Here is a 14,241-nt window from a genome sequence, read left to right as displayed (position 1 = left end):
GGCAGCCCTGTGCTTGGCGGTACTGGCTGCCGTCGTCCGATCAATTCGCACTTGAGTTCGCTGTCACCACGTATGGGAGGATGGCCAATCCTGGGGGATGGCCCTCCCATACGTAGTATGGGGGTTTCACACCTAACTGTTCCTGGTCCCTCAATTCATTGAATGTACTCGCACATTATGAGTGAGGATCAGTTCGGACATGATTTGCCGACCTAACACTTGTTCTGCCGTAACCCTTTGACTTTGCTAGGTTCGGGTGGTGCGCGCTCATATGGGTTAGGCCGCACTCATATGAAGTGGGTCGGGTTCGGAGCCCTGCGGATAGACCCAGATCTCCGGGTTTTCGACCTCCAGGCAGAGGCCCGACTGCGGGCACTTAAAGTGGCTCGGCGAGACCGGAATGGCGCCCTCGGTGATCTCGCCGGTGAGCGGGTTGTGGTGCTCCGAGCCCGGCCCAAATGTCATGCCTTGCACGCACAGATAGCCAAACCGAGATCGGGTGATCGGATACCCGAATCGCGAAGGATCGCGCAGGAACTTGATGAATCCTTTGGTTGCCAGGACACTCAGCCGTTCCCGGATTGTATGTTTGCTGCCGAGCCCAACCTTGTTCTCGAATTTCTCGGCGAATTGCATGGTGGTGTAGAGGCGTTGCTCGGCCGCCTCATCGAGCAGCATGCCGAGGATGACGTCGTGCTTCCTGAGTCGCTCGGCGTCGAGTTTTGCACCAGCCTCCTTCCTAACGAGCCGCTCATTGAGCGGGTTCAGCTCGACCCAGGCGCCGTCGGCCTTGTCGACCAGCTTGGGCTTAAGCGCCGGACCGTTCCTGAGCTCGATCTCCAGCCGGCGGGTGAGGTCCTCCTCGTCGGGCCGATGCAGCAGCAGCCCGGTGGTGTAGAAGCCGCGGAGCGCGCTGGCGCCGGAGAGCGCCTGGAACGGATCCTCGGCGACGAGCTTGCGGTTCATTTTCTTAGTGTGGTGGACGAGAACGATGCCGCTGTCGGGCGCTACGGCCTCGCGCATCCGTTCCACCCGCTCGGTCAGGAAGAACATCATGGCGGCGTTGTCGTTTTCGCTGCCGCCGTCCGGGCCGCCATCGAACAGGTTGCGGATGGGATCGATGCAGAGGATGTCGGGCGGGTTGTCGGGAAAGGCCTCACGGACGGCGTCGGCGGCAAGCGCCACGCCCTGCTCGTCGAGCAGCAGCCGCAGTTTTGGCGTGGCGACGAGGTTATCGCGCGCCGCCGCCATGACGGCCGCGTCGAGCCGGATCGCTTGCAGACGTTCGCGCAGGTAGTGGTACTGGATCTCGGCCTGCAGGTAGAACACCCGGAGAGGCCGCGGCGGCGTGAAGCCGAGGAATGGCCGGCCGGCGGCCATGTGGACGAGCAGGTGGATCAGAAGGTCGCTCTTGCCGACCTTGGGCGCGCCGCCGAGCACCAGCATACCGCCTGGGGTGAGCACGCGCGGTGCGATGATGTCCTCAGGCATCGGCGAGTGGTCGTCGAGGAGTGCTCCGAGCGAGAACACCGGCAGAGTCGGCCGCGGCGGCGCCTCGGCCCGGATCAGCGCCGGCCCGTTGCGGTCGAGGTGCCGGCGCCAGAGCCGTTCCGCTTCCTGCCGGAGCCGCTCCAGCGGCCAGGCCGGCCGCAGCAGGGCGGCGTTGTATTGGCAGATCGCCTCCCAGCCGTCGTCGGGCGTCATCTCGCCGGCGTGGACGCGGCGGATGTAGTGGCCGATCGCGGCGCTGGCGCCCTCGAAGCGGGTCCAGGCATCCTGGCCGCCCTCGTGGACCGGCGTGTTCAGGACCGCGTCGATCGGCGGCTTCGGCCGCGACGGGTCCGGCAATTCCCGCCCGCCATCCGAGAGCGCCGGCATGGCGGCGACACGCTCGGCGAGGTCGTCGAGATGGACCTCGATCCTATTGTGCTCGCGGATGCGAACGACGCGCTGAAAGCCGTTCTTGTGGTAGACGGAGCCGGCGACCCGGATCGGCTGATGAGCGGAATGAAAATGGGTGTCGCCGCCGACCTTGATGGCGATATCGGCGCGAAGGCGGCAGAGCCGCTTCAGGTCGTCGCCAGACGCCGGCTCGGACAGCTTCCACCAGACATGCAGCTTGTCGAGGCCACGGTCGGTGCGCCCGCCGCTCTCCACGATGAGGGTGGGGTCGCCGAGATGATGGACGAGATGGGTGAGCTTGGCGCCGACGTCTCCAGCGTCGAGATCGACCACCACGGTCTGCATCTGCAGGACCTCGGCCGCCCGGGCATGCCCCTGTTCGGCGACGGTGCCGGGGATCACGTAGACGGCGACGCTCTCGCGCCAGGCCCAGGCCGCGAAGGTTGCGAGCTTGTCGAGGCTCGTGCCGTCGGCCTCGATCCAGATGTTGTGCGGCTTGCCGTTGAAGCCCTGGCCCTTGTCGACGAAGCCGCGGATCGGGATCAACCCCTCGCAGTAGCCGAACACGACATCGAGGAAGATCTCGATCTGCTCGCGGTCCGGCTCGACGCCGAACGGGTCAACGATGAGCGGCGCGTCGTTGAAGTCGCGCCAGGGATTGAAGTGGACGAGTTCGCCGGCGGGCGCGGCCGGTGCCTCCTCAGTCGGGACCTCGATCTGATCGTCATTCATGCAGCAAGCCTCCAGCAACGCTGGGCCCAAGGGCACAGGCGGCATTCGTGGAAGTCGGGTTCGCGGGCGATGCGCGGCAGAAGCTCGCCGGCGTCGGTCGCCTGCAGGATGCGGACGGCGCGGTCGCTCATGCGCTGGGCAAGACCGGCGTCGAAGGCGACGCACTCGTGGTGGAGCTCGGCAGTGTCCTTGTTGATGGCGGTGAAGAGCGCCGGGTTCTCGGAGATGCCGGGGACCGCCGGCTCCATGTAGGCCTGGTAGAGGGCGACCTGGGCGGCATAGACCGGCTTCGAGATGGTCACGCCCTTGGCGACCGTCTCGCGCCAATTCCGGGCGTTCATGGTTTTGCATTCCCACAGCGCGGGAACGCCGAGCTTCATGGGCTCCGGCCCGGCGGCGATGATGCCGTCGACATGGCCGCGGATGCGGCCGCGGGCGATGGAGAAGCCGAACTGCTCACCGTCGGGGTAGTTGCCACGGCGGGTGTAGAGATCGAAGCCGGCCGCGCGCAGCCAGCGGATGGCGAGGTCTTCGAGCGCGTGGCCGATGGCGAAGATGCGCAGCGTCTGGCCGGTGAACCCCGCGCCTTCGTCCTTCGGCGCGCCGGCGAACTCGAACTGCAGGGCGCGCTCGCAAGGGTGCCCGAGCCGTGAGCCACCAAGATATTCGCGCCGGGGCTGAGCCGCGTTCTCGGTGACGAGGGCGGCATCGACGGCTGCGTTGACGCGGTCGGCGACCTTGGGGCGATGGTTGAAATCGAGCATCAGAACGGCACCTCCGCGCTCGCCTCGGCGGCCGCGGCCATGGTGGCCAGGGCGTGCTGGAAGCCGCTGACAGCAACTTCGATCAGGGTCAGAACCTGCGGCTCGGAAAGGTCGATCAGCCGGGTCTCCCAGCCGATCTCCTCCATGATCTCGGCCACGGGCCTGAGGGTTGCGGCGACGGCGGCGCGTTCCGGCTCGGTCAGGTCAACCATGGCGGAGGACCTCCGGGCCAAGCGCGTATAGAAGCCCTGACAGGTCATCGAGCAGAACCACGCCCGCGGGCGCGGCCGGCTCGAGGCCCACGGCTCGCGCCAGCCGAAGCCGACCGCCGGTCGACGACAGACGGCGCAGAGCGTGAAACGGGGATGCCAGCGCGCGAGACGCAGCGAAGCGGGATCGGTCGAGGTCGATGACAAGTTCGGTCCTCGTCATGCTGCGCTCCGTTCGCCTGCTGCATCGGCGCCGAATATCAGGGACCGGATGGCCGATTGGTTGAAGGTGAAGGTCAGCAGAGCCGAGGCCCGGTAGCGGGTCAGCCCGTAGTCCGAGCGATAGGTGGCGGGCAGGAAGGCGAGCTGGCGCTCGGTTGGTGGCTGGCGCAGCCAGCTTCGTGACTTGTGGGCGCTCTCGACGGTCTCGTTGGCGTTGAGCCAGTCGTCGGCGGCAGCGAGACAGACGGCGCGCTCACCGGCGGCGATCAGATGAGGCTGCCTGCGCTGCAGGCCGCCGACCCCGTACCAGCGTCCGTTCAGGACGAAGGTCCCCGCCCAGGCATGAAAGCCGTTGGCGACCAGAGCCGTGGCATCGCCGAAGAGATCGGACCACTCGAAGCTCGATCGCTCCAGGAGGTCGATCTCGCTCATGATGAAGTCGCCGAGCGGAACGCCTGGAATGGTGTCGACATCGTTCGCGGTCCAGACGTGACCGCAGAGCGGGCACTCGGTCACCCCGAGCGGTACGACCGCCTCGCAGGACGGGCATTTCTTGATCGGCGCCTCGCCGTCGGGCTCGCGGCCGTCGAGATCGACGTCTTGCTCGAGCGACCCGTGCAGCAGGGTCGATGTCCCGAAGTCGAGGACGATGCAGTCCGACTTGACCAAGCCGGGGTATTCCCGCGGATCGACGGTTCTGAGCCCGCGGCCCACCATCTGGATCATGGTCGACTTGTAGGAACTGGGTCGAAGCAGCACGACACATGACGTCGGCGGGTGGTCCCAGCCCTCTGTCAATACGGCGACGTTGACGACGACCTGAAGTTCGCCCAAGCCGTAGGCGGCGAGCGTCTCGCGCCGCGCGATGTCGTCGAGATCGCCGTGCACGACGCCCGCGGCGACACCGGCGGCCCTGAAGGCGTCGGCGACGTTCTCGGCATGATCGACCGTCGAGCAGAAGACGACGGTCTGGCGGTCGCCCGCCTTCTCGCGCCAATGCCGGACGACTTCATCGGTCACCGGGGATCGGTTCATGATGGCGTCGACCTCGGCCATATCGAAGTCGGCCGCAGTCCGGCGCACCGTCTGGAGGTCGTTCTGGACGCCGACGTCGATGACGAAGGTGCGCGGTCGGATGAGATGACCGGCGCCGATCAGCTCGCCGATGCGGATCTGATCGGCGACATTGGAGAAGACCGCCCGCAAACCCTTTCGGTCGCCGCGGTTGGGCGTGGCGGTCACGCCGAAGAGGCGGACCATCGGGTTGAGTTCGACAGCGCGATCGATGATGCGCCGGTAACTGTCGGCGACAGCGTGATGGGCCTCGTCGATGACCAGGAGGTCGAGCCCTGGCATCGCATCGAGATTGGCTGGGCGGGCGAGCGTCGGCACCATGGCGAAGGTGACCTGGCCGTCCCAGGATTTTTGCCCGGCATCGACGACCGATGTCGGGATGGCGGGGTTGATCCGGGCGAACTTCGCCCGGTTCTGCGCGGTCAGTTCGTCGCGATGCGCCAGCACGCAGGCCTTCGCGTCGCTGCCACCGACGATCTCGCCGGCGACGGCGGAGAGCATGAGCGTCTTGCCGGAATTGTGGGTGATGGTGAAGTCGCCCAGCAAGTAGCGATGATCGCCGTCGACCGTGAAACCGAAGAAATCTCCGACGCCGACTGGATGGACGGTGAAGCCGGTTCGCAGGACGTTCTTCTTCTGCCGCCGCGGCGGTGCCTGCTTGCGAAGAACCCGGGTCGGGATGCGATCGAGATCGCCAGAGACGTGGACCCGAAGGTAAATCTCGCCATTGACCTCCTTCTCGCGCATCGTCGCCAGCAGGCCCACGCTTCGCGCGACGAACACGAAATCCTCGGCCAGCCGGTGCGACTTGCTGCAGTATTCGAAGCAGCCGCGGGTCATCAGATGGCCGTCGGTGTCGATGAGACCGGCGAGCATCGCCAATCGCACCTCGCGCGACCCGAGCCGGTACTCGTCGGGAATGAACTTCTGGCCCGAGAGCTTTCCAAAAAGGCCAAGGTGGCGCAGTTGGTCGACCAGCGCGTTGTGATCGCTGCGATCGTCGAGGAGGTGATAGGTGTTGGCATTGTTGTCTGCGAGCCGGACGCAGCGGACCCGCAATCCCTCGGCCTCGGCGAAGCGATAGATCGCGTCGACGATCTCGATGTCCGGTGTGGTGACGGAGACCGAATGCCGGAGCGAGCCGTCTCCGATGAGGATGCCGAGAAAATAGGGATCGAGCACAGGCGCTGCCCGCTCCGGGAAATCCGTCGGGACGCGGAGGAGCTTGTGCAGGTGGCGGAACGTGTCCGATGCCGCCATCCACTCGCTGACCGGGATGTCGATCAGTTCGCCGCCGCGGTCACGGCATCGTGGTCGGGGCCCGTCCTCGGTCCTGACCAGGGTCAGGATGTGGCCGAGGTTGACGACGAAGGAGTCACCCTTGATGGGCCGGATCTCAACCATCTCGTCGCGCCCACGATGAAGACTGAGGACTCGGCGAGGTGTGGTGCCCGGTCCCATTAGGATGTCGCCCACAGCGATCGTCTCGACTGATCGGACGGAGCCGTCGAACATCAGAATGGGTGTGCCGGGGGCATGGCATCCGGTCGGAGCCACGCCGATCGTGTTGCCGTGTTCGCCGAGCGCCTTCACGCTGCGCTCGACAAACAGCTTCTGTCGCGGCCGGAGCAGCATCGGTCGCCCTCCCTCACCGCGCCCAGGACGGGCGCGTGACGCTGGTGGGGGCCGTGGCGGGCCGAGCCGCCGCGGGGCCGGGAGCCGGGGCCGGCGGCGCCGAGCCACCCGGTGCGGCCGCGGGCAAATGCATCGCCATGGTGGCGCCCATCAGCGCGCCATACTCCTTGTGGTCCGGCATGACGGCGCTGCGGATCTCGTTCTTCTCGTCGCCGTTGGCATCGGTGCCGAGATCGATGCGGGCGACGAACTCCAGCCCGTCGACATCAGCGAAGCCGCCGATGCGCCGCGCGGCCTGCGCTTCCGGGGAATTGTCCTTGTCGGAGATGCCGCGGGCGGAGTTCAGCATGCTGCGGATGAAGCTCCGGCCCATGTTGCCCCAGTCGGGACCCTTGGGACTGTGCAATCCGATGAGCGTGAAGATCTTGCGCCTGATGTAGGGCCCTTCGAGCACCGTGAACTCGCCGTTGAGATAGACGGCGCCGGTCGCGGCACGTGTGGCATAGCCGCCGGTCCAGCCCTGGCTCGGATCATTGAAGCCGCCGGGGCGGATCGACAGCCGCACCTTGGCGAGCGTGCCCTTCGGGATGATGTTGCTATTGCTCTTGGCGTCGTTGAAGTCGTTCCAGGCCGGCATGAGCGTCAGGCTCCTTCGCTGAGATCGTTCGGGGACTGGTTGGGATCGAGGGCAGGCGTGATCGGGAGCGTCCGGCGCGGGCCGGATCGGATCTTCGCCATCAGCCGGCCGAGATGCGGCTCCTCGACCATGTCGAGCCGGCCGCTGCGGTCCTTGGCGGGAAACCCCTGCGGGTTCAGCGTCTGGCAGACGAAGGCCCGATAGGACGCCCCGTCGTCGGCCTTCAGCTCGACCATGCTGACGACCTCGTCGACGATGCCGGGAAGCTCCAGGCCGGTCTTCGAGCCGTCGATCTGGGGCGAGAAGACGCGCCGATTGAAGTCGTCGAGCTTCTCGTCGAGGATCCCGACGAACCAGACGTTCTTCGCCCGGGTGTGCTGCAGGTGGGTCAGCCAGGCGATCATCTCGCGGCTGTGCAGGCCGTAGGCGCCGCGAATGTCGGGCTTGCCGGTCTTGTCGGAGAAAGCCTCGGGCTGGCCGCGGCACCACTGGAAGCAGAGCCGGCCGGCGACGGTGATGGAGTCGACGAAGATCGTCTCGTAGCGATCGAGCACGGCCGGATCGCCAAACTGCTCGGCGACCGCCGCGAAATGCGCCTCGCTGTAGGGCTGGTCGGAGCGGAGCGCCGGATTGGGCCCGCCGATATAGACGGCGAGATCCCGACATTCGCCCCAAGTGCGCGGCCGCAGCGTGTCGCCCGGCCAGCCCTCGATGGCGAGGTCGCCGGCTTCCAGATCGATGAACAGCGTCGAGGTGGGATCGAGGGATAGGAGCAGCGAGGTCTTGCCGATGCCGCTCTTGCCGAAGATGCAGCCCTTGACGCCGCGCGGCTCGGCGAGCCGCTGGTCGGCGGTGATGATCGGGAGCGCCATCACGAAGGCCTCCGTGCAGGCGAGACGGCGCGCTTGGACGCCGTCGTCTCGATGCGGCAGCCGGGGTCGCCGACCGTGAAGGTGGTCTTGCCGACCCCGCCGGCTCCGTCGACCCGGAGGCGTGGCGGTGTCGGAGCGGCGGCAGGGCGAAGCGTGTCGGTCGGGTTCGCCATCACGCGGCCTCCCGCCCGAGCGAGACGGATCGCGCGGCCTCGCCGGCGGTCTCGATGCGGTAGCTGGGCTTGCCGGTCTCCACCGTCCGGGCCGGGAGAAACAGGTCCCTCAGCGGCTTCGGCCAGTTGGCGTAGGCCGCCTCCGACACCTCCAGCCTGGTCTTGATGTACTCGGCCGGATCGTCGCCCCAACTCGCCCGGATGATCTCGGCGGCATGGCGGAGCTTGGCCTGGTCCCACTTCACCCGCTTCGGCAGTTCGGCGACGACGACGAAGCCGTTGTCGTCGAACCTGACGGTGCCGGTGTCCTTGGCCTCCTCGGCCCGGCGCTGGGCGGCGCGGGCGCCGTACTTCTGATCGAGCGCGGCGCGCAGCTTGTCCTCGATCAGCCCGAGCGAGGCCTTCTGCTCGGCGAGGTCGTCGGCGATGCAGGCGAGTTCCGGCGTGGTCAGCGCGGCGACGGCGGCGACGTCGAGATCGCGGATGTGGTCGGTCAGGACGGCGATGGAGAGCATCGGCAGGACTCCTCAGGCAGCGACGAGGGAGGTGGGGGACGGGAAGGCGTCGTTGGCGGCGGCAGCGAATGGCCCGGGGATGCGCAGCGCTGGTCTCGGCGCCGACCGCAGCGGCGAAGCGCGGACCGCGATGTAGAGCCAGTCGTTCGGGCCGAGCCGGCGCTGGACGGGAAAGCAGAAGCCGTTGGCCGCCGCGCTCATCACCCGGTCGGCGACCGCCACCAAAGCCTGGCGCTGCTGGTCGGTCAGGCTGCTCTTCTCCGGCAGGCGGTCGAAGACGAGATGGCCACGGTAGTAGGCGATCGCCGCACCCGCCTCGGCCTCGGCGAGCCAGTCACAGAAGCCCGTCACGTCGAGCGGAATGGCGAAGGGAGCGAGATCGAGTTCTGCAAGGGGACGAGGATGAAACCGTCGAGGCATCATTGGGCAAACCTCCTCCATCGGCAGGCGCGGGCGCCGGCGCGGATTGAACGGGACTGGGTGTTCGGATCGGCGCCGGACCGCGACGCCTGGGTCTCTGCTGTTATTTACCGGCGGGGCCGGCGATCTTTCCCACGGGGTCGGAGCCCGTGGCAGCGCAGGCGCAGTCGGATCTCGTGGACCGCGCGATAGAAGGACGAGGTCGACAGGCCGCTCTCGCGCCGGGCATCGGCCAGGCTCCCGTGCTGCGCGACGAGTTCGACGAGCCGCGCCAGATCGTCCGGCAGCATCCGGTGGAAGTCGCCGAGATCGAGCGCGAGGTCGGGCTTCGGGTCAGGGGCCTCGGCATCCGCGTCGCCGAGTTCGACCTCTTCGACGCGGGCGGGTCGGTGCCCGGTGACGACGTTGACGGCGACGATCCGGGCGAAGGTCGACCAGGCGCCGCGGCCGCGGTCGTACCAGTGGCTCCTGTCGATGAGCTGCAGCAGGATGTCCTGGGCCAGATCCTCCTGGTCGGCATCCTGCAGTCCGATCCGCCGGCCGTGACGGCCCGCCGTGTGACGGGCCGTCGACAGCGCGATCCTCACCTCGGCGGCGCTCCAATCCTCGGGCCTACGGTCCGGTACAAGCTGTTGCGCGGTCATGGTGGCGTCCTCGGGTCCGGCTCGTCTTCGATGCAGACGATGGAAGCACGAGGTCGGGCGGGGCGAAGAGGCGGAATGGGGCGGAATGGGGAATTGAAGCCGCTGGCGATTTATTCCCCACAATCACGCCAATGGCTTAGCGCTCTTTCGTCCGCGTCGGGGCGAAGCGCGGGGCGGAAATCCCGTTCCCTTCCAGCTTCCGGCTGGACTCTCCGACGATGGGAACATAATGTGAACATAGACATTCAGTGAACACGCAACGGCGAGGCCAGATCCCATGCCGATCTCGATCGAGTACCCCCACGACGCGCGAACCCGCGCCCCCCATCCCCTGACGCCGGCCGCCGTCCGAGCCGTCGCCGGCCGCGTCCGTCGGCAGGTCGTCGACGGCGGCGGCGCGATCGAGCCGGCCGTGCTCGCCGGCGCCGCACGGGTGATGGTGATCAACGGTCAGTCCTGGTCGGTCGCCTGGGACTTCGACCATCCCGTCCACGACGAGGCCGGCGACGAGGTTCTCGGCGTCTGCGAGACCGACCCCGCCATGCCCGGCGCCGCCTTCGTGTCGATCAACAGCAGGATGGTGGCGCATCGTCCGCATCTGGCGGCCAGCACCGCCGCGCACGAACTCGGCCACGTCCTCTTCGACGTCCCGGCAGCCGGTCGCGGCGCCCGGCGGTATCGGGCGTTCATCCAGTCCGCCCAGACGCTGAGCCGCTCGACCCGGCGGATCGAAGCGCGGGCCAACGAGTTCATGGGCGCGCTGCTCGCCCCGCCGGTCCTCCTGCACACGCGGCTCCTTGCGCTCGCTCGTGAGGAGCGCCTGCAGTTGGCGCGCGCGCCGCATCACGGGCGTCCCGGCAGCCCGGTGGTCGCCGCCGACAACGCGCCAGACGCGGTCGCCGGCATCGTCGCCGCGCTCGCGACGGAGTTCGGCGTGTCGGATCGCTTCATCGCCGTGCGGCTCGGCAGCTACGGCCTTGTCCAGGGAGGCATCGCATGAGTTTTGGAGAACGGATCCGCGGCCGACGGATCGAACTCGACATCGGCCTCAACGACTTCGCCGATCGGATCGGCTGCTCGCCGGCCTACTGGTCACGCATCGAGCGCGACAAGGAGAAGCCGCCGCGCGACGAACTGATCGAGCGGGCGGCGGCGATCCTCGGGTTGACGCTCGACGAACTCTTCATCCGGGCCGAACGCCTGCCGCCGGACATGCAGCGAGAATTGGGGCGGGTCGTGATCGCCTATCGGCGCTTCCGCGCCGTCGGCCAACGGTGAGGCCCCGCGCGCCATGGCCACCATTCGCAAGCCGTACTACCGGCTCGACGAACTCTGCACCCGCTGGGGTCTCAGCATCGACGACCTGGCCGACTTCGCCCTCTCCGGAGAGATCACGGTATCGGCCCTGGTGGTTGGACTGAACACGATGTTCGGAGACTACGACGAGGTCGGGAACGGGGAATATGTCCGCATCCCCATGGGGTATCGGCGCCTGACCGGTCCGGCAGACCTGACCCTGCATGATGCATGGCACGCGATCCACGACGGCGCACAGACGATCTCGGGCTTCGACGCGCCTGATAGCTCCTTCGTGGCAATCGACGACCCGCGGTTCGAGGACGGCTTTCCCGTTGGTCGCGATCAAGTGGTCGTGCGGCGGGAAGAGGTCGATCGCTTCGAGCGTGTGCAGGGACTTGTCCAGGACCAGGAAGCCCCGGTATCCGGCGCGAACATCCAGCGCGGTGCGCAGCCGCGCTACGACTGGGACGCCTTCTGGATCGAGCTCTGCCGGTCCGTCTATGCCGACGGCCTGCCGGCGAGCCAGGCCGAGCTCGTCCGCCAGATGCGCGACTGGTTCGAAATGACCGGCAGCGCGCCGGACGACAGCACCATCAAGAAGAAGCTCGCGCCGCTCTGGCGCACGCTGCGCGCCAGCGACCTGCGCCAGTCGGCGTGACCCCCGTGGGAAAAACCGCGAGGTCGACCGGTAAATAACCAGCGAGACCACCACTCGCTGGATCCCCATGAACGCGCTTCACCCCGATCGCATGACCGCTGCCGAGCGTCTCGCCGAGGTCGCCGACATCCTCGCTCTTGGCTTGAAGCGCTTGCGATCGCGCATGAGCCAGTCAAGCCAAACATCTGAACGAACAGGAGAAAGTTCCGTCGACTTCACCGACCACCAATGCCGTCATGAAACCGCCCACAGAAGGAGAACGGCATGATGAAGGATGACGGGGTGCTGGCGCGCGTCGCGGCCCTGAAGACCACTTCCACACCGGACCTGAAGGCCGAATGGCGCAAGCTCTTCAACGCCGAGCCGCCGCCCTACAACCGACGCTTCCTCGAAAGCCGGCTCGCCTATCGCATCCAGGAGCTAGCCTACGGTGGGCTGAAGTCCGCGACCATCAAGCGCCTCGAGGCGCTCGGCGAACAGCTCGACGGCGGCAAGATCGCGGTCCGCAAGAAGCGCGCCGACGATCGGCCGATCTCTGGAACGCGGCTGATCCGCGAGTACCAGGGCATCGAGCACTGTGTCACGGTCCGCGATCAGGACTTCGAGTACCAGGGCCGACCCTACAAGTCGCTCTCGGCGATCGCACGCGCGATCACGGGTACGCGCTGGAACGGTCTCGTCTTCTTCGGCCTAAAGACGGGGAGGACGGCAGCATGACGAAACCCGTGGTGCTGAAGCGGCGCTGTGCCGTCTATACCCGCAAGTCCAGCGAGGAAGGCCTCGACATGGAGTTCAACAGCCTCGACGCCCAGCGCGAGGCCTGCGAGGCCTATATTGCCAGCCAGAAGGCTGAAGGGTGGATCCTTGTCCGCGACCGCTACGACGACGGCGGTATCTCCGGCGGGACGCTCGAGCGGCCGGCATTGCAACGGCTCCTAGCCGATATCGAGGAGGGCCTCGTCGACATCGTCGTGGTCTACAAGATCGACCGGCTCTCGCGCGCATTGATGGACTTCGCCAAATTGGTCGAGGTCTTCGATCGCAATGACGTGACCTTCGTGTCGGTGACCCAGTCGTTCAATACGACGACCTCCATGGGGCGGCTGACGCTCAACATCCTGCTGTCCTTCGCCCAGTTCGAGCGCGAGGTGATCGGCGAGCGCATTCGCGACAAGTTCGCTGCCTCCCGCCGGCGGGGCATGTGGATGGGCGGCCACCCGCCGCTCGGCTACGACGTGCTCGACCGCAAGCTCGTCGTCAATCCGGCCGAGGCCGAGATCGTCCGCTCGATGTTCGAGCGCTTCGTCACCATCGGATCGGCGACGACACTCGCCCGGGCGCTGATCGCCGAGGGCGTCACATCCAAGCGCGGGCGGCCGGTCGACAAGGGGTTCCTCTACAAGACGCTGAACAACCGGGTCTATCTCGGCGACGCCGTGCACAAGGGCACGGCCTATCCCGGCGAGCACGCGGCGATCATCACGCCGGATCTCTGGGCCAAGGTCCACGCCATCCTCGGCGAGAGCCCGCGGTCCCGCGCGGCGAACACGCGGGCGCAGGTGCCGGCGTTGCTGAAGGGGCTGATCTTCGGGCCGGACGGGCGGGCAATGTCGCCGACCCACACGCGGAAAGGTGGGCGGCTTTACCGGTACTATGTCAGCCAGAGCGTCATCAAGAATGCCGCCACGCCGTCTCCGTCAACCCGTCTGCCCGCCGCTGAAATCGAGGCCACCGTCATCGCACAATTGCGCGGCCTCCTGAGATCACCGGAAGCGATCGTCTCTGCTTGGACAGCCGCACGACGCGGCGGCGAGCAAATTGCCGAGGCCGACGTTCGCGACGCGCTCATCCGGTTCGGTCCGCTCTGGGATGAACTCTTCCCCGCCGAACAGGCCCGCATCGTCCAGCTCCTGGTGGCCCGGGTCGATGTCGGTCTGGCCGATGTCCGTGTTCGGTTCCGGGCCGACGGCATCGGCAGCGTGGTTGCGGACATGGCGGCGCGGCAGACCGGAACCGAAAGGGTCGCGGCATGACGGCGATCCTCGACCCCAGCACGAACACGATCACGATCAGCATTCCGATCAAGATGCGCAAGCGGGGTGGGCGGAAGCTGGTCCTCGCTCCGGATGGTAGCGGCTGGGCGCCCGCCGGGCCGAAAGTCGACAACGTGTTGGTCAAGGCGATCGCTCGCGCGTTCCGATGGCGGAAGCTGCTCGAAGCCGGCACTCACGCGACGATCGAGGAACTCGCAGCCGCCGAGCGGATCAATCCGTCCTACGTCAGCCGGCTGCTGCGTCTCACGCTGCTCGCGCCCGATATCGTCGAGGCGGTGCTCGACGGGCGCCAGCCGGCAGGCTTGCAGTTGGACGACCTGTTGGCACCGTTCCCGGTGGAGTGGGAAGCGCAGAAGCTCGCTTTTTGGCACCCCCAAGGGGCACGGAAAATCTCACCGGACGCCTAAACGATCAATTTTTACAGTAGATGG

16 protein-coding genes are annotated in these 14,241 nt (G+C 67.0%); 6 read left to right on the top strand and 10 right to left on the bottom strand.

Annotated features, from left to right (window positions below; genetic code table 11):
• Nucleotides 1-276: 276 nt before the first annotated feature.
• The 10 genes from ABB55_RS13990 to ABB55_RS13945 form a co-directional block, all read right to left on the bottom strand.
• Nucleotides 277-2,652, bottom strand: a complete 2,376-nt coding sequence (locus ABB55_RS13990; RefSeq protein WP_210168254.1) for an AAA family ATPase — start codon at nucleotides 2,650-2,652, stop codon at nucleotides 277-279.
• Nucleotides 2,631-3,398, bottom strand: a complete 768-nt coding sequence (locus ABB55_RS13985; protein ID WP_054359350.1) for a hypothetical protein — start codon at nucleotides 3,396-3,398, stop codon at nucleotides 2,631-2,633. Before ABB55_RS13985 ends, ABB55_RS13990 begins: the two co-directional genes overlap by 22 nt.
• The gene (locus ABB55_RS13980) at nucleotides 3,398-3,610 is read right to left on the bottom strand and encodes a DUF6511 domain-containing protein (protein WP_054359349.1); all 213 of its coding nucleotides are present in this window, start codon (nucleotides 3,608-3,610) and stop codon (nucleotides 3,398-3,400) included. The genes ABB55_RS13985 and ABB55_RS13980 overlap by 1 nt, the downstream gene beginning before the upstream one ends.
• 216 nt (nucleotides 3,611-3,826) lie before the next feature.
• Nucleotides 3,827-6,538 (bottom strand): Hint domain-containing homing endonuclease, encoded by a 2,712-nt coding sequence (locus tag ABB55_RS28940; RefSeq protein ID WP_083463611.1) that lies wholly within the window; start codon nucleotides 6,536-6,538, stop codon nucleotides 3,827-3,829.
• Between the two features lie 13 nt (nucleotides 6,539-6,551).
• The gene (locus ABB55_RS13965) at nucleotides 6,552-7,175 is read right to left on the bottom strand and encodes a hypothetical protein (protein WP_054359347.1); all 624 of its coding nucleotides are present in this window, start codon (nucleotides 7,173-7,175) and stop codon (nucleotides 6,552-6,554) included.
• 5 nt (nucleotides 7,176-7,180) lie between these two features.
• On the bottom strand, nucleotides 7,181-8,047 hold the full coding sequence (locus tag ABB55_RS13960; protein WP_054359346.1) for an ATP-binding protein: 867 nt from the start codon (nucleotides 8,045-8,047) through the stop codon (nucleotides 7,181-7,183).
• Nucleotides 8,047-8,220, bottom strand: coding sequence for a hypothetical protein (locus tag ABB55_RS30385; RefSeq protein WP_160321236.1), 174 nt, complete (start codon nucleotides 8,218-8,220; stop codon nucleotides 8,047-8,049). The genes ABB55_RS13960 and ABB55_RS30385 overlap by 1 nt, the downstream gene beginning before the upstream one ends.
• A complete protein-coding gene (locus ABB55_RS13955) occupies nucleotides 8,220-8,735 on the bottom strand; it encodes a hypothetical protein (protein ID WP_054359345.1) in 516 nt (171 codons plus the stop codon). Before ABB55_RS13955 ends, ABB55_RS30385 begins: the two co-directional genes overlap by 1 nt.
• A 12-nt stretch (nucleotides 8,736-8,747) precedes the next feature.
• Entirely contained in the window at nucleotides 8,748-9,158 is a 411-nt protein-coding gene (locus ABB55_RS13950; RefSeq protein ID WP_083463610.1) for a hypothetical protein, read from the bottom strand.
• 104 nt (nucleotides 9,159-9,262) lie between these two features.
• Nucleotides 9,263-9,799, bottom strand: coding sequence for a sigma-70 RNA polymerase sigma factor region 4 domain-containing protein (locus ABB55_RS13945; RefSeq protein ID WP_152982044.1), 537 nt, complete (start codon nucleotides 9,797-9,799; stop codon nucleotides 9,263-9,265).
• A 277-nt stretch (nucleotides 9,800-10,076) separates the two neighbouring features.
• Here ABB55_RS13945 and ABB55_RS13940 point away from each other — a divergent pair, with 277 nt between their 5' ends.
• From ABB55_RS13940 to ABB55_RS13915, 6 genes are all read left to right on the top strand, one after another.
• Nucleotides 10,077-10,799 (top strand): ImmA/IrrE family metallo-endopeptidase, encoded by a 723-nt coding sequence (locus ABB55_RS13940; protein ID WP_054359342.1) that lies wholly within the window; start codon nucleotides 10,077-10,079, stop codon nucleotides 10,797-10,799.
• Nucleotides 10,796-11,077, top strand: coding sequence for a helix-turn-helix domain-containing protein (locus tag ABB55_RS13935; RefSeq protein ID WP_054359341.1), 282 nt, complete (start codon nucleotides 10,796-10,798; stop codon nucleotides 11,075-11,077). Before ABB55_RS13940 ends, ABB55_RS13935 begins: the two co-directional genes overlap by 4 nt.
• Nucleotides 11,078-11,090: 13 nt before the next feature.
• A complete protein-coding gene (locus ABB55_RS13930; RefSeq protein ID WP_054359340.1) occupies nucleotides 11,091-11,756 on the top strand; it encodes a hypothetical protein in 666 nt (221 codons plus the stop codon).
• Nucleotides 11,757-12,020: 264 nt separating this feature from the next.
• Complete coding sequence (locus ABB55_RS13925) at nucleotides 12,021-12,473, top strand: DUF2924 domain-containing protein (RefSeq protein WP_054359339.1); 453 nt, start codon at nucleotides 12,021-12,023, stop codon at nucleotides 12,471-12,473.
• Nucleotides 12,470-13,789, top strand: coding sequence for a recombinase family protein (locus ABB55_RS13920; protein ID WP_054359338.1), 1,320 nt, complete (start codon nucleotides 12,470-12,472; stop codon nucleotides 13,787-13,789). The genes ABB55_RS13925 and ABB55_RS13920 overlap by 4 nt, the downstream gene beginning before the upstream one ends.
• Entirely contained in the window at nucleotides 13,786-14,217 is a 432-nt protein-coding gene (locus ABB55_RS13915; RefSeq protein ID WP_054359337.1) for a hypothetical protein, read from the top strand. Before ABB55_RS13920 ends, ABB55_RS13915 begins: the two co-directional genes overlap by 4 nt.
• Nucleotides 14,218-14,241: the final 24 nt, after the last annotated feature.

Origin of the sequence: Prosthecodimorpha hirschii (genome assembly GCF_001305515.1) — a bacterium.
Taxonomy (GTDB): Bacteria; Pseudomonadota; Alphaproteobacteria; order Rhizobiales; family Ancalomicrobiaceae; genus Prosthecodimorpha; species Prosthecodimorpha hirschii.
This window is presented reverse-complemented; position numbering and strand designations above follow the sequence as displayed.